Here is a 25,392-nt window from a genome sequence, read left to right as displayed (position 1 = left end):
CGCTTGTGGCACAAATCCCGGATTGCACTTCGCTCCAACCGGGCTACACGGTGTGAGAACAAATGACTCTCCCCGACGGCTATTCCGATGTCCCCGCCGGCAAGATCGCCGCCGTCGTCACCCATCTGGAAATGACCGCACGGCCCGCGCGCCGCGACGATCCGCCCGGCGCGTGGTCGCTGCGCAAGGTCGATGCCCCTGCACTTGATTGGTACCGCGATCTCTTCCGCCGCGTCGGCGAGGACTGGCTATGGTTCTCGCGCGCCCGCATGAGCGACACAGAGCTCGCAGCAATCATCCACGCCCCGGATATCGAGGTCTATGCACTGGTCGCAGACGGCCGCGACGAAGGCCTGCTCGAGCTCGACTTCCGCGAGCCCGGGCAGTGCGAGCTGGCCTATTTCGGCGTCACCTCTGGCCTGATCGGCACCGGCGCCGCCCGCTTCCTGATGAACCGCGCACTGGAGCGCGCCTGGTCGCGCAACGTCCGCCGCGTCTGGGTCCACACCTGCACGCTCGATCATCCCTCCGCCGTTGCCTTCTACCAGCGCTCCGGCTTCCGCCCCTTCCGCCGTCAGATAGAAATCGCCGACGATCCGCGCCTCGACGGCACGGCACGGCGCGATGCGGCACAGCATGTGCCGATCATTGAGTAGCGCGCGACTGCCTCCGGACTGTCATTGCGAGGAGCGCTTGCGACGAAGCAATCCAGGGTGCCGCTCCGCAACCAATTCTGGGTTGCTTCGCGGGGCTCGCAGTGACGGCGTGTGGGCGGGCGCCGTCGCTTCCAATCGGCTCATCAACGTGCGGCGGAGTTGTAGCCCGGATGGAGTGTCGCGCAATCCGGGCTTCGGCTTGTTAGAAATTTGCTAGGACGGATTGCTTCGTGGTTGATGTCAACCTACAATTGTTGTTTCAAATTTCTTCTTGAGAAGTTGATATGGCTGAATTCAATAATTTTCTTACAGCACTGGCGGGCTTTGCATGGCCGGCGGCACTTCTAGTAATCCTTGTCTATTTCCGCAGAGAGCTACGATCCATCGCTCTGCAATTTCAGCGGCAGCTAGCTTCTGGAGCCGCGTTAAAATGGAAGGATTTTGAGTTTCGCGCGATTCAGATAGACGCGCTTGATTTGCGGAATGGCTCTGAGTACACGCAAGTCCCAGCAGACAAATTTCTATTTGATAAGCGGCACAAGAGTTACAGGGACAACAAGAATCTATTTCTTGTTCATAGGACTCGGCCATCGGGACAATTCCATCCGTTCAACAAGCTCCCTACATACGACATCACGGTGTACCTTCTTTCCCATAAGAACTTCGGTCATTTGAACGATGTCAGGGAAGTCCAATACTATTTTGGTCAACACTTCGGGCTCAAGCAGAATGAATATGGTACGAAGTTCGTTGTTACGAATGGGACCGACAATTTTGCCGTTCGAACGAATGCCTACGGTCCGACGCTGTGTGAAGCTCGAATTGTCTTTCATGACGGAAGCGAAACAAGTGTAAGTCGATATTTGGATTTCGAAGGTGCTGGCTACCGGTTCAGCGTCGCTACGAATGAATCAGACGCCGAAAAGATCAAATCGAGAGTAGAGGATGTGAGCGCATAATTCAAAAGGAGAGGCGATGTCGTCAAGGATAATAGACACGTTAGTGATGCTTCTTGCCGATCAGAACAGCGGAAAAAGTAATCAGATTAGGTCGATTTTCGAAGAGTTCGAACTCTATCACGTCTATCGTGGCTATCCGATTTCTAGGAAGATCGCCCGCAAGCATTACATTCATCCGGACACTGATCTGTTCTTGCGCTTATCGTCCTGGCATGAGAAAGGAGAGAGCTATTCGGATGTAAAACGTGACATCAAGAACGGTTGGGTGGACGAGCGTCGCAGGTACAAGGTGCTTGTGCCAGCGCAGATCTCCGCAACAAGTAAATTGGTCGGTGGTGAGGATCTTTTCATTCAGCTATTCTCCGATTTCGAAATTAGGCGGGCCTTTGCTGTTTGGCTGAGCCCTAACCCTAACCCAAATCCAGCGAGTAGCAGTGCGTTTGCTATAAGCAAGAGACTTGCAGGATTCATGTCTCGTCGTCGTCACGTAAGCGCACTGTCGATCGACAGCTCCGCAGCTCATCCCAGTGCAAATCCGACGAGGAATTCAATAAATTCGCGATTGCTTTCCGACCTGCTGTTTAGGGTTTAGTTCGTGACCCGGATGAGCGTAGCGTGAGCCGGGGCAGCGTCCTCGCATTTCGCTAAGCTTCATCCGAGCTCAAAACACTTCCTGCCTCCCCCCTGCCAGCGAAGACCTCCGCTGCATCGCGTTGAAGCAAGTCAACCCCGTCTGCTCCGACCGGCACGTAAATCCTCCGTGCTGCCACACCTCGCCATAGGCCAGCACTGGCAGCGAGGTGTCCATCACGGTGTCGCCGGCGCAGACGCCCCCTGCGGCGCCCTTCGCGCTTATCTCGCAGGCGTGGCCATAGTCGAACTCGCAATCGGCGTGGCGGCGCGGTCACGCGTCCATGTTCATGATGTCGCAGCGGAACACACCCTGACCATTATCGGTGAAGAACTCGCAGGCGATGTTCTTCGACGGCGTTAGGAAGCCGATCGGGCGATCCTGCGCGTGGGCAGCGCCGATGATCGGCAGCAGGATCAATATCAGCATCAGTCCGCGTGGGCCCGTCATGTCACTCCTTCTCAGCTATCGAAATTCACCGCCGTTGTATTGGCGCCGCAGACCAGAACCGCAACGCGTTCGGTAGGTGAGGGACGATAGCGGCCGGAGAGCACCGCGGCAAAGGCGGCTGCACCGCCGGGCTCGGCCACCAGGCGCAGATGCGACCACAGCGCGGCCTGGGCCTGCCGGATCGCGTCGTCGCTGACCAGGACGACGCGCTCGACATGGGCCCGCGCGATCGGAAACATCAGTTCGCCGACGCGCCGTGGTGCAAGGCTGTCGGCGGCAAGACCGCCGGCCGGCGCATCGACCGGGGCGCCCGCTTCGAACGCCGTGTGCAGGGTTGGCGATTGCTCCGGCTCGACCGCGACGATGCGCGTCTTGCCAGCGTACCACGCGGCAATGCCGCCGACCAGTCCGCCGCCGCCCACCGCCACCAGCAGCGTGTCGATGCCGGGCGCATCCTGCTCCAATTCCAGTCCGACGCTGCCCTGGCCGAGCAGGGTTTCGGCCTGGTCATAGGCATGGACGGCCAGCGCGCCGGTCTGCGCGACATGGGCTTCGCTCGCGGCGAGCGCATCGGCGTAGCGGTTGCCCGCGATCACGAGCTTGGCGCCATAATTTCGAATGCGCTCGGCCTTGGCCGGCGAGGTGATGTCAGGCACGAAGATCGTGGCGGGAAGGCCGAGCCGCTGCGCCGCATAGGCCACGGCCGCGCCGTGATTGCCGCCGGACGCAGCGACGACACCGGTCCGCGGCACCGGCCGTAGCAACAGATTGGCGAAGGCGCCGCGCGCCTTGAACGATCCGGAATGCTGCAGCATCTCGAGCTTGAGCGTGAGAGGCGCCCCGGGCAGGCCGAAATCGGCGAGATCGGCCTGAACAAGCGGCGTACGCCTGATATGCGGGCGGATGACGGCCTCGGTCGCCGCAATCCGCTCCCGCGTGATGTCGATGTCCATTGTCGCTGTCATGATGCCCTCCAGACTAGCGCAAGGCAGAGTTGACATCAATTAGGTAATTAGCAAAATGACTAAATGAAATTTGCCATCGCCTTGCGCGCGCTCGCCAACGAACGCCGCCTGCAGATCCTGGAATGGCTGCGGGATCCCAGGAAGCATTTTCGCGAGCAGGCCGATGGCGACCTGGTCGAGGACGGCGTCTGCGGATTGCTGATCGCCGAAAAGCTCGGCGTCAGCGCGCCGACAGTGAGCGAGCACATGCGGGTGCTCACATCAGCCAAGCTGGTGCGCGCCAAGCGGATCAAGCAGTGGACGATGTACAAGCGCAACGAGACGGCCATCGCCGCGATCAAGCGATCGATCCAGGACGGGCTTTGACCGCGTGACGCTGTCGCCGGCGTCGTTGCAGCCGGCGCAACGCACCATTTCCAAGATATCTGTTGCGCCGCACCGAGTTGGTCGTGGAGACTGATCGGCCCTGCCTCGTCCAACCGGGAAGCGCGAGAACCATGTTCCTGATCGGCCAATATGATTCCCCCTTCGTCCGCCGCGTCGCGATTGCGCTGCGGCTCTACGGCCTCGCCTTCGAGCACAAGCCGTGGTCGACCTTCGGCGACGCCGACAAGATCGCGCCATACAATCCGCTGCGCCGGGTGCCGACGCTGGTGCTCGATGACGGCGAGGCGCTGATCGAGAGCACGATCATCCTGGATTATCTCGACGACCTCGTCGGCGCCGAGAAGGCGATGCTGCCGCGCAGCGGCACCGAGCGGCGCAAGCATTTGCGCATCTGCGCGCTCGCGTCCGGCCTTGGCGACAAGGCGGTGAGCCTGCTTTATGAACGCGTGCTGCGGAAGGAGCAGCTCGCGCTATGGGTCGAGCGTTGCCAGGCGCAGATCGGCGACGTCCTCAAGGTGCTCGAGGTCGAGCGCGCCAAGGTGACGACGCCATATTGGCTGGGTGAGCGCATTGGCCACGCCGACGTCGCGGTGGCCTGCGTCGTCCGCTTCACCCGCGAGGCGCATCCGCAGCTGTTCGACGCCTCGCGCTATCCGGCGCTCGCGGCCCACGCCGAGCGCTGCGAGGCGTTGGAGCCCTTTAAGGAGATCGTGCAGCCGCTGGCGCCGCCGAAAGGGTGAGGCACTCTCGTGTCCCGGACGCGGCGTAGCCTAGGCGATGCTTAGCATCGTCCGGTAACGCTGAGCCGCAGAGCCGGGGCACGAAACCGAGCGCAAGGTGAAGGGCGCGCCTATCCGCCGGAGTGCGAAGACCGCCACAGCAGCCGATGATGCAATCCTACCCCTGTTTTGCCCGACGCCGCAAACGCGGCTCCGACGCGCCCGAAATCACTCAACCTTTTCAATCCCATTCTACTGTGCATGGGGTTGTTTTTGCATTTTTTGTTTGGGCAGGTGGGCCTACCCCGCCCCCGCGCGCTTCTTCTGCCAGACCAGATGCACTGCGCAGGTGCAGCCCGGCGGGTGAGAGGCAAGGTCCTTTGACGTCTCGTCGTTCGCCGGCGTTGCCGCAAAGGTGTTGTCGGTCTGTTGCGACGGGATGTAGTTCAACACCGGCGCGAGCCAGCGCTCGGTCTCCGCGACGCTCATGCCCTTGCGCGCGGCATAGTCCTCGACCTGGTCGCGCTCGATCTTGCCGACGCCGAAATAATAGCTCGCAGGGTTTGCGAAATAGAGCCCGGACACGCTGGAGCCCGGCCACATCGCAAAGCTCTCGGTCAGCTTCACGCCGGCCGTGTTTTCGGCGTCGAGCAGCTCGAACAGCGTCGCCTTTTCGGTGTGGTCAGGCTGGGCGGGATAGCCCGGCGCGGGGCGGATGCCCTGGTACTTCTCCAGGATCAGGTCTTCGGTGGACAGCGCCTCGTCTGGCGCATAGGCCCAGAACTCGCGGCGCACGCGGGCATGCATGCGCTCGGCGAAGGCTTCGGCGAGCCGGTCGGCCAACGCCTTGCACAGGATCGAGGAGTAGTCGTCATTGGCCATCTTGAAGCGATCGGCCACCGCATCCTCGCCGATCCCTGCGGTGACGACGAAGCCACCGATATAGTCGGGCACGCCGGCCGGCGCGACGAAGTCGGCGAGCGCGGCGTTGAAGCGGCCCTCGCGCTTCTCGAGTTGCTGGCGCAGCGTGTGCAGCGTCGCGATCTTCTTCGTGCGGTTCTCGTCGGCATAGAGCGCGATGTCGTCGCCTTCGGCGTTCGCCGGCCAGAAGCCGATCGTGGCACGCGCCCGGAACCATTTTTCCTTCACGATGGTGTCGAGCATCTTGCGTGCGTCGTCATAGAGCGAGCGCGCGACCTCGCCGACCTTGGCATCGTCGAGAATCGCGGGGAAGCGGCCGGCGAGCTCCCAGGTCTGGAAGAAGGGCGTCCAGTCGATGCAGTCGACGAGCTCGGCGAGATCGTAATCGTCGAAACTCTTGATGCCGAGGAAGGTCGGCTTGACCGGCTTGTTCGCGTTGAAATCGACCGGCACGCGGTTGGCGCGGGCGGCGGCCAGCTTCAGCCGCTTCTTGTCGGCCTGCGCACGCAGATGCGCGTCCGAGATTTTTGCGTATTCGGCGCGCACCTCGGCGGCATAGGCCTCGCGCTTCTCCGGCGACAGCAGCGACGAGGCGACGCCGACGGCGCGGCTGGCGTCGTTGACGTGGACGACGGGACCGGCGCGATAGCTCGGGTCGATTTTGACCGCCGTATGCACGCGGCTGGTGGTGGCGCCGCCGATCAGCAGCGGCAGCTTGAGGCCCTCGCGCTGCAATTCGCCGGCGAAGAACGCCATCTCGTCGAGCGAGGGCGTAATCAGGCCGGAGAGCCCGACGATGTCGGCCTTCTCCGCCTTCACGGTCTCGACGATCTTGGCGGCGGGCACCATCACGCCGAGATCGATGACCTCGAAATTGTTGCACTGGAGCACGATGCCGACGATGTTCTTGCCGATGTCGTGGACGTCGCCCTTGACGGTCGCGAGCACGATCTTGCCGGCGGAGGAGGAGCCTTCCGTGCCGATGCCGTTCGCAAGGTTGCGCGCCTTCTCCTCTTCCATGAACGGCATCAGCCAGGCCACTGCCTGCTTCATCACGCGGGCGGATTTCACCACCTGCGGCAGGAACATCTTGCCGTCGCCGAAGAGATCGCCGACGACGTTCATGCCGGCCATCAGCGGGCCCTCGATCACGTCGAGCGGGCGCGAGGACTTCTTGCGGGCTTCCTCGGTGTCCTGCTCGATGAATTCGGTGATGCCGTGGACCAACGAATGCGACAGTCGCTTCTCCACCGGCCATTCGCGCCAGGCCAGATCGGCTTCCTTGGTCTGGGTCTTGTTGCCGCGGAATTTCTCCGCCAGCGCCAGCAGACGCTCGGACGCGCCCGGATCGCGATTGAGGACGACGTCCTCGCACACCTGGCGCAGCTCGGCATCGATGTCGTCATAGACGATCATCTGGCCGGCATTGACGATGCCCATGTCCATGCCAGCCTTGATAGCGTGATACAGGAACACCGAGTGCATGGCCTCGCGCACCGGCTCGTTGCCGCGGAACGAGAACGAGAGGTTGGAGACGCCGCCCGAGATGTGCGCGCCCGGCAGGTTCTGGCGGATCCAGCGCGTCGCCTCGATGAAGTCGACGCCGTAATTGTTGTGCTCCTCGATGCCGGTCGCGATCGCGAAGATATTGGGATCGAAGATGATGTCCTCGGGCGAGAAGCCGACCTTGTTCACCAGGATGTCGTAGGCGCGCTTGCAGATCTCGGTCTTGCGCGCAAACGTATCGGCCTGGCCGACCTCGTCGAACGCCATCACCACGACAGCCGCGCCATGGCGGCGGGCGATCTTGGCCTCAAAGATGAACTTCTCCTCGCCCTCCTTCATCGAGATCGAGTTGACGACCGGCTTGCCCTGCACGCATTTCAGGCCGGCTTCGATCACCGAGAATTTCGAGGAATCGACCATCACGGGGACGCGGGCGATGTCGGGTTCGGCGGCGACGAGGTTGAGGAAGGTCACCATCGCGGCTTCGGAATCGAGCAGCCCCTCGTCCATGTTGACGTCGATGATCTGCGCACCGTTCTCGACCTGGTCGCGTGCGACCTGGAGCGCTGCGGTATAGTCGCCGGCGGTGATCAGCTTGCGGAAGCGGGCGGAGCCGGTGACGTTAGTGCGCTCGCCGACGTTCACGAACGGGATCGCATCAGTCAGGATGAACGGCTCCAGGCCGGATAGCCGCAAGCGCGGTTCGATCTCCGGCACGATGCGCGGCTTGTGCGGGGCAACGGCGGCGGCGATCGCCGCGATATGGTCCGGCGTGGTGCCACAGCAGCCGCCGACGATGTTGACGAGGCCGTCGCGGGCGAACTCGCCGACGAGGCGCGCCATGTATTCCGGCGTCTCGTCGTACTGGCCGAACTCGTTGGGCAGGCCGGCGTTCGGATAGGCGCAGACGAGTGTATCGGCGACGCGGCCGATATCCGCGATATGCGCGCGCAGATCTTCGGCGCCGAGCGCGCAGTTGAATCCGATGGTGACGGGTTTTGCGTGCCGCACCGAATTCCAGAACGCTTCCGGCATCTGGCCCGAGAGCAGGCGGCCGGACTTGTCGGTGATGGTGCCCGACACCATCACGGGCATGTCGATGCCGCGCGCTTCGGTGATCTCGGCGATCGCATAGAGCGCCGCCTTGGCGTTCAAGGTGTCGAAGATGGTCTCGACCAGCAGCAGATCGACACCGCCGTCGAGCATGCCGTTGATCTGCTCGCCGTAGGATTTGCGCAGATCGTCGAAGGTGACGGCGCGGTAGCCGGGATTGGACACATCAGGCGAGATCGACGCGGTGCGGTTGGTCGGGCCGATGGCGCCGGCGACGAAGCGCGGCTTGCCGTCCTCGGCCTCGACGCGGCGGGCGGCATTGCCGGCGAGGCGGGCGCCTTCGCGCGCCATTTCATAAACAATGTCGGTGAGGTCGTAATCGGCCTGCGCGATCGAGGTGGTCGAGAAGGTGTTGGTCGCAACGATGTCGGCGCCGGCGCGCAAATAGGCCGCGTGGATGTCCTCGATCGCCTGCGGCTGGGTCAGGATCAACAGGTCATTGTTGCCGCGCAGGTCGCGATGGAAATTCTTGAAGCGCTCGCCGCGGAAGGCGGCTTCGTCGAACTGCAGGTTCTGGATCATCGTGCCCATGGCACCGTCCAGCACGAGAATACGCTCGCGCGCGGCATTCAGGAGGGCAGTTCGTTTGGCGGAAACGGGTACGGTCATTGTCTGTCACGCAGCCTTCTGGGCGCTCTTGGCGCGAATGCCGAGCAAATGGCTGATCGCGAACACGAGATCGGCACGGTTCATGGTGTAGAAATGGAAGGTGTCGACGCCGTGCTTGGCGAGCTTCTGCACTTGGCCGGCTGCGACGGTCGCGGCCACCAGTTTCCGCGTTTCGGCATCTTCGTCGAGGCCTTCGAATTTCGCGGCGAACCAGTCCGGCACGGTGGTGCCGGCGCGGGTGACGAAATTGCGCGCCTGCTTGAAATTGTGCATGGGCATGATGCCCGGCACGATCGGGATGTTGATGCCGCGGGCGCGGACGCGATCGAGATAGCGGAAGTAGAGGTCGTTATCGAAGAACACCTGGGTGATCGCGCGCGTCGCGCCCGCATCCACCTTGGCCTTGAGCGTGTCGATATCATCATCGAAGTCGCGCGCCTCGGGGTGCATCTCGGGATAGGCCGAGACCGACACCTCGATGTCGGCATGCCGCTTCTTGATCCCCGCGACGAGTTCGGCCGAGCTCTGATAGCCGTCGGGATGGCTCGCATAGGGCGTGCCGATGCCGCCGGCGGGATCGCCGCGCAGGCCGACGATGTGCCGGACACCGACCTCGTGATAGCGGTCGACGATCTCGTCGATCTCGCCGCGCGAGGCGCCGACGCAGGTCAGGTGCGCCGCCGGCAGCAGCGCGGTCTCCTTCAGAATGCGGGCGATGGTCGAGTGGGTCCGCTCACGGGTCGAGCCGCCGGCGCCGTAAGTCACAGAGACAAATTTCGGATCGAGCGGGGCGAGCCGGTTGATGGTCTCCCAGAGATTGCGCTCCATCTCTTCCGTCTTGGGCGGAAAGAACTCGAAGGAGATCGCAGGCCGCTTCAGGTGCCCGTCTTGCCCGTCGGCCCGGGCAGATGTCGTCAGTTCGGTCATGGCACCACTCACTCCAGATTTTGGCGGCCGGCGGTCAGGTCTCGCTTGTGCACACGATAGGCTAAAGGCGGGTTGACCGACAGCCCATCCAAGATGGGAAATGGCCCACTTACGCCAGAAATACTGGAGTTATTTGTCATATTTAGATCTGGGTGGGATATCACCGTTTCAAGTGAAATAAAATAATATCAGTAGTTTAGTCTGTAGCGATGCGGATCTTGGAGGATTAGAACTAGTGGGCAGAATGGTTTAAGCGTTATCTAGACGTTAATTGGCCCATCGAGCTGCTTCGGCGGCCGCTCCGGCTCGCGGTCCGGCACACGTCAGACCTGCGCAGCCGACCCATTGTCGCCGCGCGGCCCTCCGTTACCTTATGCCGCCATGATCCCGCTCTCCGTCCTCGACCTCTCCGTCGTCACCACAGGCACCAAGCCGGCCGCGGCGCTGCGCAACAGCATCGACCTGGCGCGCCATGTCGACGGCCTCGGCTACGTCCGTTACTGGCTCGCCGAGCACCACAACCTTGCCTCGGTCGCGAGCCCGGCACCCGACGTCATGATCGGCCAGATCGCGGCAGTGACGACGCATGTCCGCGTCGGCTCCGGCGGGGTGATGCTCCCCAATCACGCGCCGCTTGTGGTGGCCGAGCGCTTCAAGATGCTGGAAGCGCTGTTTCCGGGCCGTATCGACCTCGGCCTCGGCCGCGCGCCCGGCACCGACGGTGCGACGGCTTATGCGCTGCGTAGCCGGCTCGACCGCCGCGAGGGCGACGATTTCCTGGAGCGGCTGCACGAACTGATCCTGTGGCAGACGCGCGAATTCCCCTCAGGTCATCCCTACAACAACGTCGTGGCGATGCCCGACGATACGCCGTTGCCGCCGATCTGGCTGCTCGGCTCCAGCGACTATTCGTCGGAATTGGCGGCGCAGGTCGGCATGGGCTTCGCCTTCGCCCATCATTTCGCGTCCCACGATGCGATCGACGCGATGGTGCATTACCGCAACCGTTTTCAGCCCTCGGCCTGGAGCGCGAGCCCGCACGCGATCCTCGCCGTCGCAATCATCACGGCGGACACGGATGAGGAGGCCGAAAAGCTCGCCACCTCGTTCGATCTCAACCGCCTGCGCCGTGACCGCGGCCAGTATCTTCCGCTGCCGAGCGTCGAGGAGGCGCTGGCCTATCCTTATACCGACTCCGAGCGCACCTCGATCCTGCGCAACCGTTCCCGCCTGTTCGTCGGTAGCCCCGCCACGGTGCAGAGGAGGCTGCAGCCGCTGATCGACGCGAGCAAGCCGGACGAATTAATGGTGATCACCGCCGTGTACGATCACGAGGCGCGGAAGAAATCTTATTCGCTGCTGGCGGAGGCGTTCGGGCTCAAAGCAGCCACTTAGAAATTCTCGTGCCCCGGACGCAGCGCAACACGCAGTGATGCGCCGCTGAGCCGGGGCCTATCGCGCCTATGAGTGTTGCCGCTCCTGGGGCCCGGATCGCGCTTCGCGCGTCCGGGACACGCGACTAATCCTGCTGCGCTTCGCTGAACGTCGCGCGGAACGGGTGTCCCGGATACACGCCGACGATGCGGAATTCGCGCGAGAAGAACTTCAGCTCCTCGATGGCGAACGCCAGGCCCTTGTCCTCGGGGTGTCCGTCGACGTCGGCATAGAATTGCGTGGCGAAGAAATTGCCGTCGACCATGTAGCTTTCGAGCTTGGTCATGTTGACGCCGTTGGTGGCAAAGCCGCCGAGCGCCTTGTAGAGCGCGGCCGGCAAATTGCGCACCCGGAAGACGAACGTCGTGACCAGCGGGCCGGAGCCCTGCGCCGCCCATTTCGGCTCGCGCGCCAGCACCACGAAGCGCGTGGTGTTGTGCGCCTCGTCCTCGATGTCCTCGGAGAGGATGTCGAGGCCGTAGATCTTCGCGGCGAGGCGCGAGGCGATCGCGGCGACTGTCTTGTCCTTGCGCTCGGAGATGTCGCGGGCGCTCCCGGCGGTGTCGGCGTGCACGATCGGCTTGATGCCGAGCTTGCGGATGATACGGCGGCACTGGCCGAGCGCATGGACATGGCTCTCGACGCTCTTGATATCTTCGATTTTGGTCCCCTTCACCGCCATCAATTGATGCCGAACGGGGAGAAACCATTCGCCGATGATGAAGAGGCCGGAGGCCGGCAAGAGATGATGGATGTCGGCGACGCGGCCGGCGACCGAGTTCTCGATCGGGATCATGCCGAGATCGGCCTCGCCCGACGAGATCGCCGACAGCGCGTCCTCGAAGGTGGCGCAGGGCATCGGCTCGGCGTCGGGATAGGCCTCGACGATGGCGATGTGGGAATTGGCCCCGGGCTCGCCCTGGAACGCGATTTTCAGCTTGCTCATGTCTCAAAAGTGCTCCTGCGGCGCCTTGTAGCAGCCGCTCAGGATTTGGAAAGGATGCTGCGCGCGGTTTCGAGATCGGGCGGCGTGTCGACGCCGCGGGGCACGCTGTCGACGATCATGATGTCGATGCGCATGCCGGCTTCAACCGCGCGGAGCTGCTCCAGGCTTTCCTGGCGCTCGAGCGGCGAAGGCGGCAGCGCCACGAACCGCTCCAGTGCCGCACGGCGGTAAGCATAGAGGCCGATATGGTGGTAACGCGGTCCGTTGCCGTAAGGCGCGGTGGCGCGCGTGAAATAAAGTGCCCGCAACCGCCGCGGCCCGATCGGCGAGCCGATGGCTTTCACGACGCTCGGGGCGAGGTCCTCCTCCTCGGTGTGGATCTGCGAGGCCAGCGTCACGATGTCGACCGCGGGTTCGGAAAAGGGCGGCAGCACCTCGCGGATGGTCTGCGGCGTGATGGTCGGAAAATCGCCCTGCAGGTTGATCACGATCTCGGCCTTGCCCTCGGGGTCGAGCTTCTGCATGGCCTCGTGGATGCGGTCCGAACCGGAGGGGTGGTCGGCGCGCGTCATCACGGCCTCGCCGCCATGAGCAGTGACGACGGAGGCGATCTCCGGCGTGTCGGTTGCGACGGCGACCCGGCCGATGGCAGCGGCCTCGGCGCGGCGCAGCACGTGCACAATCATCGGCAGGCCCGCGATATCGGCGAGCGGCTTGCCGGGCAGGCGGGTGGCGGCCATGCGGGCCGGGATCAGCACCAGAATGCGAGGATCGATCATCGGGACAAGAGCCTGGAAACAGGGCGTTTTCCGCGCCGGGAAATGGAGTGGGGATGGGTTGCCAGCCGGGTCGCTTATACGGGTTGCCAGACCCCGGGCAAACCGATATCTCAATGGCAAAACTCGGGGAAACGATAGGGAACGATTGATTCTCCCGAGGCTCGTCCTGGCGGCCGCCCGGCCGCCCGATTCTTCTTGCGGTGTGGGGCCTGGCCGGAAATGGACTCTTTCGAACTCAATAAGATTCTTGGTGCCGTGCTCGGCACCTGTCTCCTTCTGCTGGTGACGAGCTTCACCGCGAATGCGCTGTTCTCGCCCAAGATGCCGGAAAAGCCGGGCTTTGAAATCGCCGTGAAGGAAGATGCCGGCCATGGCAAGGAAGGCGGCGCCGCCGCTGCCGCCTCCGAGCCGATCGAAAAGCTGCTCCAGACCGCCTCGGTCGAAAAGGGTGCCGCCGCCGCCAAGAAGTGCGGCGCCTGCCACACCTTCGAGAAGGGCGGTCCAAATCGCGTCGGTCCGAACCTCTATGGCGTGGTCGGCGAGGCCAGGGGCGAGGGCCGCAACGGCTTCAACTTCTCGGCTGCAATGAAGGCCAAGGGCGGCACCTGGACCTTCGACGACCTCAACAAGTTCATCGCAAATCCGAAGGGCTTCATCCCGGGCACCGCGATGGGCTTCGCCGGTATTCAGAAGGATTCCGAGCGCGCCGACGTCATTGCCTACCTGAATTCGCTGTCGGAGCATCCGCAGCCGCTGCCGACCGCGTCGAAGTAAGGCCTCAAGAACCTGTCTTGGAAGAAGCGGCCAGGCTGAAAAGCCTGGCCGTTTCCGTATCGGGGCCTCCCGGTGAATTTATCGGGGCGTTTGGTCGCATCTAGCGGGCGACCGGCCTTCCAAGATGAGGAAAAAGCAACATGTTCGGTCGAAACCTCGCCTATATTGGGAACTTAAAGGAGTAGCCTCCTTCAAGACAGGGATGTTGATTTGGCCATTACCCGACGCGATCTCCTGCTCACCGGCACTGCGGCCGCAGCGCTTCCCGTCCTCGGTTCCGTGGCGGGCGCTCCCGTCGGCTCGGCGCATGCGCAATCATCCGAGCTGCCCTGGCGCCACGCGCTGTCCCTGTTCGGGAAGGTCAAGTACCCCGCAGATTTCAAGCGCTTCGACTACGTCAATCCGGAAGCGCCCAAAGGCGGAATCGCCCGCCAGATTGCCGTCGGCACCTTCGACAATTTCAACATCGTCGTGTCGGGTGTGAAGGGGCAGATCGCCGGTGCCGTCGCATTCATCTACGAATCCCTCACGACGGCCTCGCTCGACGAGGTCTCGACCGAATACGGCGCGCTGGCCGAGGCCGTCAGCCATCCCGATGATTTCTCCTTCGTCACCTACCGCTTGCGGCCGCAAGCCAAGTGGCACGACGGCAAGCCGGTCACCCCGGATGACGTGATCTTCTCGCTCGATTCCTTCAAGAAGCACCACCCGATGTACTCGGCCTATTACAGCCATGTGGTCCGGGCCGAGAAGGTCGGCGAGCGCGAGGTGAAGTTCGTGTTCGACGCGCCGGGCAACCGCGAGCTGCCGCAGATCGTGGGCCAGCTCACGGTCCTGCCGAAGCATTGGTGGGAGGGGACCGACGCCCAGGGCCGCAAGCGCGATGTGTCCGCCACCACGCTCGAAGTGCCGCTCGGCTCCGGCCCCTACAAGATCAAGGACTTCGTTGCGGGACGCTCGATCGCGCTGGAGCGGGTTAGGGAATATTGGGGCCGCGATCTGCCTGCCAATGTCGGCCGCAACAATTTCGACGAGCTGCGCTACGAATATTTCCGCGACGCCACCGTGGCGATCGAGGCTTTCAAGGCCGACCAGGTCGACTGGCGCACCGAGAACAGCGCGAAGAATTGGGCGACCGCCTACGACTTCCCGGCCGTCAGCGAAAAGCGCGTGATCCTCGAGGAATTTGCCAATCGCAGCTCGGGCGTGATGCAGGCCTTCGTGCCGAATCTGCGCCGCGGCAAGTTCAGCGATCCGCGCGTACGTCGCGCGCTCAACTACGCGTTCGACTTCGAGGAGATGAACAAGCAGATCTTCTTCGGCCAGTACAAGCGCATCAGCAGCTATTTCGACGGCATCGACGAGCTCATGGCAACCGGCCTGCCGCAGGGCAAGGAGCTCGAGATCCTCGAAACCGTCCGCGCCCAGGTCCCGCCCGAAGTCTTCACCACTGCCTATACCAATCCGGTCGGCGGCAGTCCGGAAGCCGTGCGCGACAATCTGCGCGAGGCGCTGCGCTTGTTCAAGGAGGCCGGCTACGAGGTGCGCGACCGCAAGCTGATCGACGTCAAGACCGGCGCCCAGTTCACCCTCGAATTGCTGAATTCGGATCCGAGCTTCGAGCGGATCACGCTGTTCTACAAGCCGTCCCTGGAGCGGCTCGGCATTGCCGTCAGCGTGCGGACGGTTGACCCGACCCAGTACGAGAACCGGACGCGCGAGTGGGATTTCGACATCGTCACCAATTCGTGGGGCGAGTCGCAGTCGCCGGGCAACGAGCAGCGCGAGTTCTGGTCGTCCAAGACGGCCGACATCGCCGGCTCCCGCAACATCGCCGGCATCAAAAATCCCGCGATCGACAAGCTGATCGAGCGGGTCATCTATGCCAGTGATCGCGACGATCTCGTCGCGGCAACCAAGGCGCTGGACCGTGTGCTGCTGTGGAATCACTACGTCGTGCCGCAGTGGAATTATCCAAAGGTGCGCACCGCGCGCTGGGACCGTTTCGGCCGGCCGTCGGAATTGCCAAAATACGGCCAGCCCGGCTTCCCGTTCATCTGGTGGTACGACGCAGACAAGGCGGCGCGGATCGCAAAGAAGTCGTGAAGGATATTCCCCGCATGACGCAGATGTCACGCCGCCATGTGCTGACCATTGGTGTCGGCGGCGCCCTCGGCGTGTCGCTGGGGGCGCGGTCGATCCGTGGCGCGCATGCATCGGAAGCCGGGATTGAGGCTCACGGCCTCTCGGCCTTCGGCGATCTCAAATATCCCGCCGATTTCCACCATTTCGACTACGTCAATTTGAATGCGCCAAAGGGGGGCACGTTCTCGCTGATCCCGTCGGTGCGCGCCTATAACCAGTCCTACCAGACCTTCAACTCGCTCAACGCCTTCATCCTCAAGGGCGACGGCGCACAAGGCATGGACATGACCTTCGCGCCCCTGATGGTGCGCGCGAATGACGAGCCCGACGCGATGTACGGGCTTGCCGCCAAATCCGTGCAGATCTCGCCGGACAGACTGGTCTACCGCTTCACGATGCGGCCGGAGGCGAAATTCCATGACGGCACGAAGCTCACCGCGCATGATGCGGCGTTTTCGCTGACGGCGCTGAAGACCAAGGGGCATCCCCTGATCCTTGTGCAGCTGCGCGATATGGTCAGCGCGGAAGCGGTCGACGACGCGACGCTCGTCGTCACCTTTGCCAAGGGGCGGGCGCGCGACGTGCCGCTCTATGCCGCGAGCCTGCCGATCTTCTCGAAGGCGTATTACGCCGCTCACCCGTTCGACGAATCGTCGCTCGAGATCCCGCTCGGTTCAGGTCCGTACAAAGTCGGCAAGTTCGAGGTCAATCGCTACATCGAATATGAGCGGGTGAAGGATTGGTGGGCCGCCGATCTGCCGCCCTGCCGCGGCACCTATAATTTCGACGTCGTGCGCTATGAATTCTATCGCGATCGCGACGTCGCCTTCGAGGGCTTCACCGGCAAGAACTATCTCTACCGCGAGGAGTTCACGTCACGCATCTGGGCGACGCGCTATGATTTCGCCGCCGTCAAGGAGGGGCGCGTCAAGATGGAAGTCGTGCCCGACGAGACGCCGTCGGGCGCGCAGGGCTGGTTCATCAACACGCGACGTGAAAAATTCAGGGACCCGCGCGTGCGCGAGGCCCTGATCGATGCTTTCGACTTCGAATGGACCAACAAGACCATCATGTACGGCGCTTATGCCCGTACGGTGTCGCCGTTCCAGAACTCCGATCTCATGGCGAGCAACGGGCCTCCGTCCCCGGAAGAGCTGAAGCTGCTGGAGCCATTCCGCGGCCAGGTTCCGGACGAGGTGTTCGCCGCGCCCTTCGCGCCGCCGGTTTCCGACGGCTCGGGACAGGATCGCGGTCTCCTGCGCAAGTCGCAGCAGCTGCTCAACGAAGCCGGCTATCCGATCAAGGATGGCAAGCGCATGCTGCCGAGCGGGGAGGTGTTCAAGATTGAATTCCTGGCAGAGGAGCCTTCGCTCCAGCCGCATCACGCGCCCTATATCAAGAATTTGGCGACGCTCGGCATCGAAGCGAGCCTCCGTCTCGTCGATGCCGTGCAATATCGCGCACGCGTGGAAGATTTCGACTTCGACATGACGATCCAGCGCTTCAGCATGTCGGCGACCCCTGGCGATGCCATGCGCGCGTTCTTCTCCTCGCAGGTCGCGAACACCAAGGGCTCTTACAATCTCGCTGGTGTCGCCAGCCCGGCGATCGATGCCATGATCGAGAAGATCATGGCGGCCGACAGCCGCGAGGAATTGACCGTGGCCTGCCGCGCCTTCGATCGCTTGTTCCGCGCGGGCCGCTATTGGGTGCCGCAATGGTACAACAAGACGCACCGGCTGGCTTATTGGGACCAATTTGGCCATCCGCCAAAGCTGCCGCGTTACGCCAATGGCGTGGGCGCGCCCGACATCTGGTGGCATGAACCCGCCAAAGCTGCCAAGCTCGAGCAGGCGAAATAATCATGAGCGCCTATATCGCCCGACGCATCCTCCTGATGATCCCGACGCTGCTCGGAATCCTCTTCGTGTCCTTTATCGTCGTGCAGTTCGCGCCGGGCGGCCCGGTCGAGCGCGTGATCGCGCAACTCTCCGGCGCCGACACCGGCGGCACTTCGCGCATTTCGGGCGGCAGCGACTTTGCGCAGCGTGCGCCGGGGCAGGTCGGTGCCGGCGGCGATGCCATCAACTCGAAGTACCGCGGCGCGCAGGGCCTCGACCCTGATTTCATCAAGAAGCTCGAGGCCCAGTTCGGCTTCGACAAGCCTGCGCCGGAACGCTTCGCGCTGATGGTGTGGAATTTCGCGCGCTTCGATTTCGGCAAGAGCTATTTCCGCGACGTCAGCGTGCTCCAGCTCATCAAGGAGAAGCTGCCGGTCTCGATCTCGCTCGGCATCTGGCTGACGCTGATCACCTATCTGATCTCGATCCCGCTCGGCATCCGCAAGGCGGTGAAAGACGGCACGCGCTTCGACACCTGGACATCGACCATTCTCGTGCTGGGCTATGCCATTCCCGGCTTTCTGTTCGCGATCCTCCTGATCATCCTGTTTGCCGGCGGCTCTTTCTTCAACTGGTTTCCGCTGCGCGGACTGACCTCGGACGGCTGGTCGCAGTTTCCCTGGTACTGGAAGATCATCGACTATTTCTGGCATCTGACGCTGCCGCTGATCGCCATGGGGCTTGGTGCGTTCACCACCATGACGTTCCTGACCAAGAACTCGTTCCTGGACGAGATTCGCAAGCAATACGTCATGACCGCGCGCGCCAAGGGCTGTAGCGAGGGCCGGGTGCTTTACGGCCATGTCTTCCGCAACGCCATGCTGATCGTGATCGCGGGCTTCCCCGGCACCTTCATCCACGCCTTCTTCTCGGGCTCGCTTCTGATCGAGACCATCTTCTCGCTGGACGGGCTGGGGCTGCTCAGCTTCGAGAGCGTGCTCAACCGCGACTATCCCGTGGTGTTCGGCACGCTCTACATCTTTTCGCTGGTCGGCCTCGTGATCAATCTGGTCTCCGACCTGACCTATATGTGGATCGACCCCCGGATCGATTTCGAGGCGCGGGAGGTCTGATGACGATCACTGCGCCGACGCCGATTGAAACAACAGCGAAGTCGCCCCTCGGCGATGCCGTTCCCATCACGCGCAAGCCCTTCGCGCCTTCGCCGCTCAACCGGCGGCGCTGGCAGAACTTCAAGGCCAATCGCCGCGGCTACTGGTCGTTCTGGATCTTCATCACCCTGTTCGTGGTCTCGCTTTTCGCCGAGTTGATCGCCAACGATCGACCGTTCCTGATCAAGTTCGACGGTCATCTCTATTGGCCCGCTTTCGTGACCTATTCGGAAACGACCTTCGGCGGTGATTTCGAGACGGCGGCCGACTATCGCGACCCCTATTTGCAGAAGCTGATCAAGGACAAGAACGGCAGCATCGTCTGGCCGCTGATCCGCTATTCCTACGACACCCACAATCTCGACCTGCCGACGCCGGCGCCGTCGCCGCCGACCTGGATGCTGACCGAAAAGCAGTGTCAGCCGGTCGTGGAGAAGAAGGGCCTGAAGAGCTGCCGCGACCTCGAATATAACTGGCTCGGCACCGACGATCAGGGCCGCGACGTCGTCGCCCGGCTGATCTATGGCTTCCGCATCTCGGTGCTGTTCGGCCTTTGCCTCACCATCGTCTCGTCCGTCATCGGCATCGCAGCAGGCGCGGTGCAGGGCTATTTCGGCGGTCGGGTCGATCTGATCTTCCAGCGTTTCATCGAGATCTGGACGGCGATCCCTTCGCTCTATCTGCTGCTGATCCTGTCCTCGGTGCTGGTGCCCGGCTTCTTCGTGCTGCTCGGTATCCTCCTCTTGTTCTCCTGGGTCTCGCTGGTCGGCCTCGTGCGGGCCGAATTCCTGCGCGGACGCAATTTCGAATACATCCAGGCGGCGCGGGCGCTCGGCGTCTCCAACCCGGTCATCATGTTCCGCCACCTGCTGCCGAACGCGATGGTGGCGACCATGACGTTCCTGCCTTTCATCGTGTCGAGCTCGGTGATGACACTGACGGCGCTGGATTTCCTGGGCTTCGGCCTACCGCCGGGCTCACCCTCGCTCGGCGAATTGCTGTCGCAGGCCAAGTCCAATGTGCAGGCCCCCTGGCTCGGCTTCTCCGGCTTCTTCTCGGTCGCGATCATGCTGTCGCTCCTGATCTTCATCGGCGAAGCCGTGCGCGACGCCTTCGATCCGCGCAAGACGTTCAGGTAAGGTCATGGACGCGATCAACCAGCCCCTGCTTGCCGTTCACGACCTCTCGGTGGCCTTCCACCAGGGCGGCGTCACAACGCTCGCGGTCGACAAGGTCTCGTTCCAGATCAAGCGCGGCGAGTGCCTGGCGCTGGTCGGCGAGTCCGGCTCCGGCAAGTCGGTCAGCGCACTCTCGATCCTCAAGCTGCTGCCCTATCCGAACGCCTCGCATCCCTCGGGCAGCATCCGCTTCAAGGGGCAGGAGCTGATCGACCGCTCCGAGCCAGAGATGCGGGAGATCAGAGGCAGCGACATCTCCATCATCTTCCAGGAGCCGATGACCTCGCTCAATCCGCTGCACACGATCGAGGCGCAGATCGGCGAGATCATTCAGCTGCACAATCCGACCAGCAATGCGCAGGCGCGAAAGCGGACGCTGGAGCTGTTGACGCAAGTCGGCATCCCCGAGCCCGAGACGCGGCTGAACAGCTATCCGCACCAGCTGTCCGGCGGTCAGCGCCAGCGCGTGATGATCGCGATGGCGCTTGCCAACGAGCCGGATCTGTTGATCGCGGACGAGCCGACCACCGCGCTCGACGTCACCGTGCAGGCGCAGATCCTGGCGCTGCTCGCCGAGATCCGCTCGCGGCTCGGCATGAGCCTGCTCTTCATTACCCACGATCTCGGCATCGTGCGCCGCATCGCCGACACCGTCTGTGTCATGAAGAACGGCGAGATCGTCGAGCAGGGGGCGGTCGAGCAGGTCTTCAAGGCACCGAAACATCCCTATACGCGCGATTTGCTCGCGGCGGAGCCGAAGCCGGATCCGGCGCCGCCGCAGCCGGATGCGCCGGTGGTGATGTCGGCCGATGATTTGAAGGTCTGGTTTCCGATCAAGCGCGGCCTGATGCGCAAGACGGTCGGCCACATCAAGGCGGTCGACGGCGTCAGCATTGCGGTGCGCAAGGGCGAGACGCTCGGCGTCGTCGGCGAATCCGGCTCGGGCAAGACCACGCTGGGGCTGGCGCTGTTGCGCTTGATCTCCTCGAACGGGCGCATCGTGTTCCTGGGAAATGACATCCAGGGCCTGCGCTTCAAGGAGATGCGCCCCTTCCGGCGCGACATGCAGATCGTGTTCCAGGATCCGTTCGGCTCACTCTCGCCGCGCATGTCGGTCGCCGACATCATCGCCGAAGGTCTCACCGTTCATCAGCCAAATCTGTCGCGCGAGGAGCGCGAGGTGCGCGTCGTCAAGGCGCTGGAAGACGTCGGGCTGAAGCCCGACACCCGCTACCGCTATCCCCACGAGTTCTCCGGCGGCCAGCGCCAGCGCATCTCGATCGCACGCGCGGTGGTGCTCGAGCCGGATTTCGTCGTGCTGGACGAGCCGACCAGCGCGCTCGACATGCTGTTCCAGGCGCAGATGGTCGATCTGCTGCGCGAGCTGCAGCGCAAGCGCGAACTCACCTACATGTTCATCTCGCACGATTTGCGCGTCGTCGCATCGCTGGCGAGCCATTTGATCGTGATGCGCGGCGGCAAGGTCGTGGAAGAGGGGCAGGCCGCCGAGCTGTTCAAGAATCCGAAGACGGACTACACGCGTGCGTTGTTCGCGGCGGCGTTCCGGCTGGAGACTGCCGGGAACGGGTCGGTGGCGACGTAAGCCCCGTCAGAGCCGCTTGATCGCGACGACCTCGCTGCCGGCCTGCCTGATCCGCGCAATGGCCGGCTCGATCGGCTCGATCATTGTCGCCATGTGATGCGCGTTGGCATGAACCATCGTGCTGCCGTCGCGGACGATCGCGACGTGGCCCTTCCAGAAGATCAGATCGCCGCGCTGCAAGCGGCTTCGCTCATGCGGCTCCAGTGCGCGGCCGAGACCGGCCAGTTGCATGTCGCTGTCGCGCGGGCAGCCGATCCCCGCTGCTGTCAGCGAGACCTGGACGAGGCCGGAGCAATCGATGCCAAGACTGCTCTTGCCGCCCCAGAGATAGGGCGTGCCGACGAAGCGATCGGCGACCGCGACGAAGTCCGGTTCGCGATGATCGAGCGGAGCAATATGCGTCTTCGGCAGAAATTTGCCGTCGCGCGTCACGGCGAAGCTGCCATCCTCGCGCGCCACGGCGAGCCTGGATCCCATGACCAGCGTGTCGGCCGGCGGCAGCTTGATCGAGGGGCCGGGGAAGGCAAACGTCCTGAGGGCGCTGACCTTGTGGGTCGGGCCCGCCGTGGGCTTCGCGAGCGCCGCGTCCGGCAGCCAGCCGACATAGCCGTCGTCATTGAGCTGGCCCCAGGCCCAGCCCTCGCCGTTGCGGTCGTAGATGGTGACGCGTTCGCCGCGCAGGGCCTCCGTCATCAGCATCGCGTTCGAGGACGGCTGCTCGCGCACCGGCGCGACCGGTTCGACCACCTCGCATTCCTCGCCGGTGACGAAGCGATCCGCCGCCACCTTGCCTTCGAGATATTTCGCGGCGACGTCGCCCCGGGCCGGCGTCAGCCGCGGATCGTATTTTGGATCATGCATAGCGCTCGCTCAGCAAGGTGTAGATGGCGCGTGCGGCCTGGCACTCGCCGCCTTCGGGGCGCGCGGGCTTCGCCGACGGTGTCCAGCCATAGATGTCGACATGCAGCCAGCTGTCGGCATGCTCGACGAAGCGCTGCAGGAACAGTGCGCAGGTGATCGAGCCGGCAAAGCCGCCCGATGGCGCGTTGGTGATGGTAGCCGTCTTGGAGTCCAGCCAATTATCGTAAGGCGCCCACAGCGGCATGCGCCACAACGGATCATTCTCCTTCACCGCGCAGCGCGAAAGGTCGGCGGCAAGGGTTTCGTCATTGGTGTAAAAGGGCGGCAGATCCGGTCCCAGCGCGACACGCGCCGCGCCGGTCAGCGTGCCCAAATCGATCAGCAGGTCGGGCTTCTCCTCGTCGGCCAGCGCCAGCGCGTCGGCGAGCACCAGGCGGCCTTCCGCGTCGGTGTTGCCGATCTCGACGGTGATGCCCTTGCGCGAGGTGAAGATATCGAGCGGACGGAAGGCATTGCCGGCGACCGCGTTCTCGACCGCCGGAATCAGCACGCGCAGCCGCACCTTCAGCTTCGCATCCATCACCATGCGCGCCAGCGCCAGCACGTTGGCGGCGCCGCCCATGTCCTTCTTCATGATCAGCATGCCGCTCGACGGCTTCAGATCGAGCCCGCCGGTGTCGAAGCAGACGCCCTTGCCGACCAGCGTCACCTTGGGATGAGCAGGATCGCCCCAGCCGATGTCGATCAGCCGCGGCGCGCGGCTCGATGCCATGCCGACGGCGTGGATCAGGGGGAAGTGCTTCTCCAACTCGTCGCCGATGGTGCAGCCGAAGCTCGCGCCGAATTCCGCGGCGAGGTCCTGCGCGGCGGCGGCCAGTTCCTCGGGCCCCATGTCGTTGGACGGCGTGTTGATGAGGTCGCGCGCCAGCATTGCCGCGTCTGCCATCCGGTCGATTTCAGTCGCGTCGACACCTTCAGGCGGCACCAGCCGGACGTCGGGCCTGTCGGCCTTGCGGTAACGCGCGAAGCGGTAGCGCCCCAGCGCAAAAGCGAGCGCGGCCAGCCGCGTATCGTGTGCTGCATTGGCGAAGCGATAAATGCCCGGCGGCAGCAGGCCGGGCAGGGCGCCGGGCCGGAACAGGTCACGCGATCTTGCCGAATCGTCTTCGAGGCCGAACAGCACTTGCGCGATCGTGCCGTCGGACGCGGGCAGCGCGAGATAGCCGCCCGGCTTGGCGGTAAAGGCGCTCGCGGTGGCGAACTGGCGCTGCGCCGGCGGCAACGTCTCGGCGACCTGATCCCAGCTCGATTTCGTGACGAAAATGATTGGGATGGCGGTGGGCGACGTCTCGAAGACAGAAGGCATTGGCGGGTCCGGATCGTCGGATCAAACGGGTCGTGCGAACGGACGAGACTTCGCAGAGTTTCGCCGTGGCTGCAATCGGCTTTGCAGTCACCGTCTGGCGAGCCGCTACTCGCGGCAAGGGGGCCATGCTAGGTTCCGGCAATGGCCGCCAGGAATGGAGATCCGGCGACCGACGACACGCGCGCCGGGAGGAAATGCAATGGAATTTGTGTGGAGCGTGGTCACATTTGTCGGCCATGCCGTCGAGGCGATTTTTGGCTATGTCGAGCACCATCACTGGATCTTCGCGCTCCTTGCCGGCGGTTACGTCTTCTATCTTCACGACCGCTCCGTCCACGCGCGGTTCGATGCGCTCGACAAGCGCATCGACGAAATCCGCAAGCGCCTTGCCATCGAATATTGAGACGGCAATTGCTGCGGGATCTGAACGGCAGGCGAGGTCGCTCGGCCTCGGCAGTGAAGCCCGGCCTTACACGCCGCCGCGAGAGCGGGGGCCGGAAGGGGCGTTAACCGGCCGTTAGGGTTAACAGCCTATTGCTGGCGCGTTCGGCTCGATCAATCGGCTCGAGAGTCAAGGCGTCATGCGTCAACGGTTCAGTCTTGCCCGGCTTCTTGCGTCCACTTCGCTGGTCGCGGCGGTGGCCATGGGCCTCGGCGGCTGCACGGGCATGTCGAAACTCTCCGATGTGACGGGCTCGATCGGCGGACCACGGGCAGAGGCGGCTCCGACCGATCCCGCGCGCGCCGTCGAGGTCTATGGCGAGCGCTACCGCGCCAATCCCAAGGACTCCGAAGCGGCGCTGGCCTATGGCCAGGCCTTGCGTGCCAACGGTCAACGCGCCCAGGCCGCCGCCGTGCTCGAGCAGGCGACCATCGCCAATCCCGGCAACAAGGCGCTACTCGCGCTATACGGCCGCGCGCTCGCCGACAACGGCAATTTCCAGCAGGCCTACGACGTCCTGTCGAAAGCGCATTCGCCCGACAATCCGGACTGGCGCCTGCTCTCGGTGCAGGGCACCGTGCTGGACCAGATGGGCCGTCACGATGAGGCGCGCTCCTATTATGCAAGCGCGCTCAAGATCGCGCCGGGTGATCCGGGCGTGCTTTCCAATCTCGGCCTGTCCTACATGCTGTCGAAGGATTTGCCCAAGGCCGAAGAGGTGTTGCGGCAGGCCTACGCCTCGCCGCGCGCCAGCAGCCGCGTGCGCCAGAATCTCGGCCTCGTCGTCGGTCTCCAGGGTCGCTTCGCCGAGGCCGAAACCATCGTGAAGGCGGATCTGCCGCCGGATCAGGCCGCGGCCAACGTCACCTATCTCAAGGAAATGCTGAGCCGCAGCGACGGCCATCGCGGGGCGCCGAAGCGGACCCCGGTCGCCTCGCTCAGCCAGCCCGACTGATCTGATCTTCAACTGCCGAGATCGTCTCACGGACCGCCTGCGGTCAGTGGCGC

Annotated in this window: 23 protein-coding genes; 14 read left to right on the top strand and 9 right to left on the bottom strand. The window is 63.6% G+C overall.

What is annotated here, in order from left to right; translation table 11 throughout:
* Positions 1–62: 62 nt before the first annotated feature.
* The 3 genes from ML401_RS31615 (at position 63) to ML401_RS31605 (ending at position 2,207) form a co-directional block, all read left to right on the top strand.
* On the top strand, positions 63–656 hold the full coding sequence (locus ML401_RS31615) for a GNAT family N-acetyltransferase (RefSeq protein ID WP_285808001.1): 594 nt from the start codon (positions 63–65) through the stop codon (positions 654–656).
* 284 nt (positions 657–940) lie between these two features.
* Positions 941–1,615, top strand: a complete 675-nt coding sequence (locus tag ML401_RS31610; RefSeq protein WP_285808000.1) for a pYEATS domain-containing protein — start codon at positions 941–943, stop codon at positions 1,613–1,615.
* 16 nt (positions 1,616–1,631) lie between these two features.
* Positions 1,632–2,207 (top strand): hypothetical protein, encoded by a 576-nt coding sequence (locus ML401_RS31605; RefSeq protein WP_285807999.1) that lies wholly within the window; start codon positions 1,632–1,634, stop codon positions 2,205–2,207.
* A gap of 69 nt (positions 2,208–2,276) precedes the next feature.
* On the opposite strand, the gene ML401_RS31600 is transcribed toward ML401_RS31605, so the two are convergent.
* From ML401_RS31600 to ML401_RS31590, 3 genes are read right to left on the bottom strand one after another with little or no spacing between them, the layout of a single operon-like run.
* Positions 2,277–2,471 carry a hypothetical protein gene (locus tag ML401_RS31600; protein ID WP_376717397.1) on the bottom strand — a complete coding sequence of 65 codons (195 nt, stop codon included), beginning with the start codon at positions 2,469–2,471 and terminating at the stop codon, positions 2,277–2,279.
* 48 nt (positions 2,472–2,519) lie between these two features.
* Positions 2,520–2,696 carry a hypothetical protein gene (locus ML401_RS31595; protein ID WP_285807998.1) on the bottom strand — a complete coding sequence of 59 codons (177 nt, stop codon included), beginning with the start codon at positions 2,694–2,696 and terminating at the stop codon, positions 2,520–2,522.
* 11 nt (positions 2,697–2,707) lie between these two features.
* On the bottom strand, positions 2,708–3,697 hold the full coding sequence (locus ML401_RS31590; protein ID WP_285807997.1) for a threonine/serine dehydratase: 990 nt from the start codon (positions 3,695–3,697) through the stop codon (positions 2,708–2,710).
* A 27-nt stretch (positions 3,698–3,724) separates the two neighbouring features.
* Between ML401_RS31590 and ML401_RS31585 the strand changes: the two genes are divergently transcribed.
* Both ML401_RS31585 and ML401_RS31580 read left to right on the top strand, forming a co-directional pair.
* A complete protein-coding gene (locus ML401_RS31585) occupies positions 3,725–4,027 on the top strand; it encodes a helix-turn-helix transcriptional regulator (RefSeq protein WP_285807996.1) in 303 nt (100 codons plus the stop codon).
* Positions 4,028–4,158: 131 nt separating this feature from the next.
* A complete protein-coding gene (locus ML401_RS31580; RefSeq protein ID WP_285807995.1) occupies positions 4,159–4,788 on the top strand; it encodes a glutathione S-transferase family protein in 630 nt (209 codons plus the stop codon).
* 279 nt (positions 4,789–5,067) lie between these two features.
* On the opposite strand, the gene metH is transcribed toward ML401_RS31580, so the two are convergent.
* Both metH and metF read right to left on the bottom strand, forming a co-directional pair.
* On the bottom strand, positions 5,068–8,916 hold the full coding sequence (gene metH, locus ML401_RS31575; protein WP_285807994.1) for a methionine synthase: 3,849 nt from the start codon (positions 8,914–8,916) through the stop codon (positions 5,068–5,070).
* A gap of 6 nt (positions 8,917–8,922) precedes the next feature.
* On the bottom strand, positions 8,923–9,843 hold the full coding sequence (gene metF, locus ML401_RS31570) for a methylenetetrahydrofolate reductase [NAD(P)H] (protein WP_285807993.1): 921 nt from the start codon (positions 9,841–9,843) through the stop codon (positions 8,923–8,925).
* 381 nt (positions 9,844–10,224) lie between these two features.
* Between metF and ML401_RS31565 the strand changes: the two genes are divergently transcribed.
* Positions 10,225–11,238 carry an LLM class flavin-dependent oxidoreductase gene (locus ML401_RS31565; protein WP_285807992.1) on the top strand — a complete coding sequence of 338 codons (1,014 nt, stop codon included), beginning with the start codon at positions 10,225–10,227 and terminating at the stop codon, positions 11,236–11,238.
* A 124-nt stretch (positions 11,239–11,362) separates the two neighbouring features.
* On the opposite strand, the gene ML401_RS31560 is transcribed toward ML401_RS31565, so the two are convergent.
* Together ML401_RS31560 and ML401_RS31555 are read right to left on the bottom strand one after the other, a co-directional pair.
* Positions 11,363–12,223, bottom strand: coding sequence for a prephenate dehydratase (locus ML401_RS31560; RefSeq protein WP_211415851.1), 861 nt, complete (start codon positions 12,221–12,223; stop codon positions 11,363–11,365).
* Between the two features lie 38 nt (positions 12,224–12,261).
* Positions 12,262–13,002, bottom strand: coding sequence for a 3-deoxy-manno-octulosonate cytidylyltransferase (locus ML401_RS31555; protein WP_194404486.1), 741 nt, complete (start codon positions 13,000–13,002; stop codon positions 12,262–12,264).
* A 219-nt stretch (positions 13,003–13,221) separates the two neighbouring features.
* Between ML401_RS31555 and ML401_RS31550 the strand changes: the two genes are divergently transcribed.
* The 6 genes from ML401_RS31550 to ML401_RS31525 all read left to right on the top strand — a co-directional run bounded on the left by ML401_RS31550 (position 13,222) and on the right by ML401_RS31525 (position 21,715).
* Positions 13,222–13,776, top strand: coding sequence for a cytochrome c family protein (locus ML401_RS31550; RefSeq protein WP_194404485.1), 555 nt, complete (start codon positions 13,222–13,224; stop codon positions 13,774–13,776).
* Between the two features lie 210 nt (positions 13,777–13,986).
* The gene (locus tag ML401_RS31545; RefSeq protein ID WP_285807991.1) at positions 13,987–15,882 is read left to right on the top strand and encodes an extracellular solute-binding protein; all 1,896 of its coding nucleotides are present in this window, start codon (positions 13,987–13,989) and stop codon (positions 15,880–15,882) included.
* A 14-nt stretch (positions 15,883–15,896) separates the two neighbouring features.
* Positions 15,897–17,783: an extracellular solute-binding protein gene (locus tag ML401_RS31540; RefSeq protein ID WP_285807990.1), complete on the top strand. Its 1,887-nt coding sequence runs from the start codon at positions 15,897–15,899 to the stop codon at positions 17,781–17,783.
* A gap of 2 nt (positions 17,784–17,785) precedes the next feature.
* Entirely contained in the window at positions 17,786–18,895 is a 1,110-nt protein-coding gene (locus tag ML401_RS31535; RefSeq protein WP_194404482.1) for a microcin C ABC transporter permease YejB, read from the top strand.
* Entirely contained in the window at positions 18,895–20,073 is a 1,179-nt protein-coding gene (locus ML401_RS31530) for an ABC transporter permease (RefSeq protein ID WP_194404481.1), read from the top strand. Before ML401_RS31535 ends, ML401_RS31530 begins: the two co-directional genes overlap by 1 nt.
* A gap of 4 nt (positions 20,074–20,077) precedes the next feature.
* The gene (locus tag ML401_RS31525) at positions 20,078–21,715 is read left to right on the top strand and encodes an ABC transporter ATP-binding protein (protein WP_285807988.1); all 1,638 of its coding nucleotides are present in this window, start codon (positions 20,078–20,080) and stop codon (positions 21,713–21,715) included.
* 6 nt (positions 21,716–21,721) lie between these two features.
* Here the strand turns inward: ML401_RS31525 and ML401_RS31520 are convergent, their stop codons facing one another.
* On the bottom strand, positions 21,722–22,576 hold the full coding sequence (locus ML401_RS31520) for a C40 family peptidase (protein WP_285807987.1): 855 nt from the start codon (positions 22,574–22,576) through the stop codon (positions 21,722–21,724).
* A complete protein-coding gene (locus ML401_RS31515) occupies positions 22,569–23,942 on the bottom strand; it encodes a M17 family metallopeptidase (RefSeq protein ID WP_285807986.1) in 1,374 nt (457 codons plus the stop codon). Before ML401_RS31515 ends, ML401_RS31520 begins: the two co-directional genes overlap by 8 nt.
* Positions 23,943–24,141: 199 nt before the next feature.
* Between ML401_RS31515 and ML401_RS31510 the strand changes: the two genes are divergently transcribed.
* Together ML401_RS31510 and ML401_RS31505 are read left to right on the top strand one after the other, a co-directional pair.
* Positions 24,142–24,345: a hypothetical protein gene (locus ML401_RS31510; protein ID WP_285807985.1), complete on the top strand. Its 204-nt coding sequence runs from the start codon at positions 24,142–24,144 to the stop codon at positions 24,343–24,345.
* 178 nt (positions 24,346–24,523) lie between these two features.
* The gene (locus ML401_RS31505) at positions 24,524–25,339 is read left to right on the top strand and encodes a tetratricopeptide repeat protein (RefSeq protein ID WP_285807984.1); all 816 of its coding nucleotides are present in this window, start codon (positions 24,524–24,526) and stop codon (positions 25,337–25,339) included.
* Positions 25,340–25,392 lie beyond the last annotated feature (53 nt).

This window comes from Bradyrhizobium sp. 62B, from assembly GCF_030272265.2.
GTDB lineage: Bacteria > Pseudomonadota > Alphaproteobacteria > Rhizobiales > Xanthobacteraceae > Bradyrhizobium.
Note: the sequence above shows the minus strand (reverse complement) of the source record. Positions and strands in the feature narration are given on the sequence as shown.

Coding starts and splice junctions, on each gene's coding strand:
- ML401_RS31615 (WP_285808001.1), top strand. CDS start 63: ATGACTCTCCCCGACGGCTATTCCGATGTCCCCGCCGGCAAGATCGCC.
- ML401_RS31610 (WP_285808000.1), top strand. CDS start 941: ATGGCTGAATTCAATAATTTTCTTACAGCACTGGCGGGCTTTGCATGG.
- ML401_RS31605 (WP_285807999.1), top strand. CDS start 1,632: ATGTCGTCAAGGATAATAGACACGTTAGTGATGCTTCTTGCCGATCAG.
- ML401_RS31595 (WP_285807998.1), bottom strand. CDS start 2,696: ATGACGGGCCCACGCGGACTGATGCTGATATTGATCCTGCTGCCGATC.
- ML401_RS31590 (WP_285807997.1), bottom strand. CDS start 3,697: ATGTCAACTCTGCCTTGCGCTAGTCTGGAGGGCATCATGACAGCGACA.
- ML401_RS31585 (WP_285807996.1), top strand. CDS start 3,725: ATGAAATTTGCCATCGCCTTGCGCGCGCTCGCCAACGAACGCCGCCTG.
- ML401_RS31580 (WP_285807995.1), top strand. CDS start 4,159: ATGTTCCTGATCGGCCAATATGATTCCCCCTTCGTCCGCCGCGTCGCG.
- metH (WP_285807994.1), bottom strand. CDS start 8,916: ATGACCGTACCCGTTTCCGCCAAACGAACTGCCCTCCTGAATGCCGCG.
- metF (WP_285807993.1), bottom strand. CDS start 9,843: ATGACCGAACTGACGACATCTGCCCGGGCCGACGGGCAAGACGGGCAC.
- ML401_RS31565 (WP_285807992.1), top strand. CDS start 10,225: ATGATCCCGCTCTCCGTCCTCGACCTCTCCGTCGTCACCACAGGCACC.
- ML401_RS31560 (WP_211415851.1), bottom strand. CDS start 12,223: ATGAGCAAGCTGAAAATCGCGTTCCAGGGCGAGCCCGGGGCCAATTCC.
- ML401_RS31555 (WP_194404486.1), bottom strand. CDS start 13,002: ATGATCGATCCTCGCATTCTGGTGCTGATCCCGGCCCGCATGGCCGCC.
- ML401_RS31550 (WP_194404485.1), top strand. CDS start 13,222: ATGGACTCTTTCGAACTCAATAAGATTCTTGGTGCCGTGCTCGGCACC.
- ML401_RS31540 (WP_285807990.1), top strand. CDS start 15,897: ATGACGCAGATGTCACGCCGCCATGTGCTGACCATTGGTGTCGGCGGC.
- ML401_RS31535 (WP_194404482.1), top strand. CDS start 17,786: ATGAGCGCCTATATCGCCCGACGCATCCTCCTGATGATCCCGACGCTG.
- ML401_RS31530 (WP_194404481.1), top strand. CDS start 18,895: ATGACGATCACTGCGCCGACGCCGATTGAAACAACAGCGAAGTCGCCC.
- ML401_RS31525 (WP_285807988.1), top strand. CDS start 20,078: ATGGACGCGATCAACCAGCCCCTGCTTGCCGTTCACGACCTCTCGGTG.
- ML401_RS31520 (WP_285807987.1), bottom strand. CDS start 22,576: ATGCATGATCCAAAATACGATCCGCGGCTGACGCCGGCCCGGGGCGAC.
- ML401_RS31515 (WP_285807986.1), bottom strand. CDS start 23,942: ATGCCTTCTGTCTTCGAGACGTCGCCCACCGCCATCCCAATCATTTTC.
- ML401_RS31510 (WP_285807985.1), top strand. CDS start 24,142: ATGGAATTTGTGTGGAGCGTGGTCACATTTGTCGGCCATGCCGTCGAG.
- ML401_RS31505 (WP_285807984.1), top strand. CDS start 24,524: ATGCGTCAACGGTTCAGTCTTGCCCGGCTTCTTGCGTCCACTTCGCTG.